At 59.8% G+C, this 3,127-nt stretch carries 3 protein-coding genes; all 3 read right to left on the reverse strand.

The features are described from left to right. On the reverse strand, positions 1 to 780 hold a 780-nt coding region (gene mobV / locus PMX21_RS09900), incomplete at its 3' end, for a MobV family relaxase (protein WP_271759280.1). Between the two features lie 476 nt (positions 781 to 1,256). Then, the gene (locus PMX21_RS09905) at positions 1,257 to 2,231 is read right to left on the reverse strand and encodes a hypothetical protein (protein ID WP_271749047.1); all 975 of its coding nucleotides are present in this window, start codon (positions 2,229 to 2,231) and stop codon (positions 1,257 to 1,259) included. 228 nt (positions 2,232 to 2,459) lie between these two features. Further along, positions 2,460 to 3,127: hypothetical protein (locus PMX21_RS09910; RefSeq protein WP_271759281.1), on the reverse strand; the 668-nt coding region annotated here is incomplete at its 5' end.

A 3,127-nucleotide genomic window follows, 5' to 3' on the forward strand; every position in this document is an offset into this window, starting at 1 on the left:
CAATTTGACACTGGACTCAACCCTGAGCTGTTCAAGGCCGTCCAGCTCGCGCTTCGCCGTTATCGCCCCGTGCTTCGCCTTGTCTCTCTCGCCCTCAAGGGTCTCTATCTCGGACTTGAGCGCCCTCGTGGTGCCGACCTGCACCTTGTACGCGTCAAGGCTCCTGTAGCCCTTCGCGCGCAGCTCGTGGCGCATTGGGCGCTCGTACCCGTAGGGCTTCGCGACCTGCTCCCAGAAGTCCTCCTGAAGCCTGCTCATGGTTCCCTGGGCCGTTACCTCCCACTTGCCATCCGCGTTCTTGCGGCGCTTGTCGGGCGCGAACAGCTCCTTGGCGCACAGGCGATCGTAGCCGTCCTCGCCGTGGATGACCGGGGCGATCCAGATGTGCACGTGCGGGGTGCCCTCGTCCAGATGAATCTGGGCGGCGAGCAAGTTCTCATAGCCGTACCGCGCACCGAACCACTGAACCGACCTGTCAAGAAACTCCTTGGCCGTCTCCTCGTCCGGAAGCGCTTCGTTTGTCGACACGATGAACCCCATCGCGCGAACTTGGTTGTCCCTGATTTTCCTCTTCGTGTTCAGCTCGCCCATACGGCGCTCGATGGCCTGTTCGAGCGGAACGGGACTCTCGTCCCCCGCGCGGCACAGGTACCCGACATGCCGGCCGCTCTGGTCAACATCGTTGGCGTAGGTGTGCGCCCGCCTGTCCAGCTCCTTGCCCACGGCTTCAAGGCTCTCGCATTTGGTCGACTTCATGGCAATCAAGGGTGCTACGGTCATGTCAAACTCCCGAGTTCGAACCACCTAAAGGTGCGTTAGCGACTTTGGTATAGTCACGGTATACCAAACTGCGTTTGGCCGTGCAAGGACGCTGCCCTTGACCCGCTCGGGCGTTCCCCCCGAGACCCCCCAGCCCTACTCATTCGCGGCGTCGCTCATGAGGTGCGGGCCATCGGCGCAAGCGCCGAATGAGGGGGCAAGCCCCCTCAAACTCCCCCGCTCAACCTCATTTGTCATTTGTCATTTGTCACATTATTTTTCGGACGTAGTTAGCGAAAAATAATGAGCCGCCCGATTCTGCAGGTCTCATCCAGTCGAGACACGGGCAAGGAAAGGGTCGATGGGAGCTTGCGCTCACATCGACCCTCTTTCCAGTCTGGTCTTCGGCTTCACCGTCGCGTCAATTCCGCAGCCGGTGAACGAGTCGGCTTAGATCCGCGCGAGCGCGGAACACGCCGCCCCGTAGTCACCGCCTGCTACATTGACCCGACTACCGCGCCGCACCAGCTTTTCGCTTCCGCCAGCAGCAGGGCGGCAGCTCCATCCGGCAGCTTCACGCACGGCGTGCGCAGGTACTCGCGTACCTTTGGCCGGCTGGTGCGTCCAAGCATATTGATGAGCGTCTCAACGTCCTCGTTTCTCTCGGCTTTCTCGGCCAGCATGATTCCAATCACGCGAATGTAATCCTTTGTCCCAGATTCACTGTGCCACGCGTGCACCTGCGGCCAGTGCTCCTCAAGCTGCTCCGCAGTCCACTCGCCATCACAAGTCATCTCGATGCGCGTCAGCTGCACCTTGTCCGTATCAAGATGCAGCTCGGCGGCCTTGTCGTAGACCTTGACGTATGCGGGCGTGTTCTTGACCCCCAGATACTCCGTGATGCCATTCGATATGACGGACTTGTACATGCGCCTGTCCTTGCTCAAGCGGCAGTCGTAGCGGCTCACCGGAATGTCGTAGGCGAGGTCAAAGCGCTTGAGCCGAGCCTTGGACACACACGTCCCAAGCGTCTTAAGAAGTCCGTGGAACCTTTTATCGCCAGCAACCTTGTTCGGGTTGAACTCGATAAAGCCCTTGTGCATGTTGACTTTGCAGGACGGTTCCATAAACCCGATGCCGAGCGCGACCGAGCTGCCGCCCAAAGCGAAACTCCACAGCTCATACCACCCGCCCGGCCTGATTTTCGACGTCCAAGCGCTCATCTCGTCGCAGTCTGTGAGCTGCGCTCCCTTGCGGCTCAACCACTCGCCACGGTCACCCTTGAAGGTAAGAGAAAGTCGAACCATATCGACCGACAGCGTATTTTTATTTACACCCCTATAAGGGTTGTAGTAGCTAGGGGAAGTGCACGAAAGTGCATGAAATCCGGCTATTAGACAAGGGCCGGATTTCAAGCCGCCGTTCTCGGGGTCATCCACGACCCCATCAATTTGTTTACTTTCGCCGCTCATAAAAGAAAACCTCCCGGGTCTCGGGAGGTCACAAACTCGGATATGGTTTGCCAGTTTGCTGTAGTCAGATGCCCGCGTGCTAGAATGGGGCCGTGGTACTACGGTGGCATTTGAGTCGTGACCTCAGTGTCAGCGTCGGGGGGTAGGAGCCCCGTTCGCCTTTGCCGAATTGTACCTCAAACGAACGACCCGCCCGCCTGGCTTAAGGCTGGGCGGGCGTTTTCGTTTCTAGCGGCTCTGACTCCACGACCGCTGCGGCGGTCTATCGTCACGGTTCGCATCCCGCGCCCTAGCAGCCCTCTGGGCTTCCGCAGCACAGGCTTTGGGGCTTCTGTCATCGTCTTCCCCGTAATTGCGCTCCAAGGCCGCCAAATCGCGTTTGAGCGCCTTTGTGGTCATCCGCGCACTTCTCGGCCCGAGCCTTCTGGTGAGGTCCGCAATTGCCAGCCCAAGCCGTCCAACCGCTTCTCTGACCTCTTCCACGAACTGACTGACTCGTCCGCGGAGTCCATCGCATCGAGCAGCGATTTCATCGAGCATTCCGCGCTTCTCAAAGCGTCCCGCGTGGTCGAACCGCTCAGCGAGGGAAGCGATGGCTTCCAGCTCCTCAACGTCCTCCTCAAACCGTCCCGCCGTGCGCCGAACCGACTCCAATCGCCGCTGCTCGCGCTTTAGGTTCTCGCCCACCTCGTTGCGCAGCTCGATTTTCTCGCCGATTTCGCCGTTCAAGCGGTCAAGCTCGGCCATTTTCTCCGCGATTCGGCGGTCGATTTCCGCAGCCTGCGCCCGCTTTTCATCGACCTTGGCGTTCACGGCACCCAATTTGACACTGGACTCAACCCTGAGCTGTTCAAGGCCGTCCAGCTCGCGCTTCGCCGTTATCGCCCCGTGCTTCG

Source organism: Collinsella aerofaciens (genome assembly GCF_028209885.1).
GTDB classification, from domain to species: Bacteria; Actinomycetota; Coriobacteriia; order Coriobacteriales; family Coriobacteriaceae; genus Collinsella; species Collinsella aerofaciens_BA.

Bases quoted from the DNA above. Each gene is read 5' to 3' on its own strand.
- PMX21_RS09905 (WP_271749047.1), bottom strand. From the start codon at position 2,231: ATGAGCGGCGAAAGTAAACAAATTGATGGGGTCGTGGATGACCCCGAG.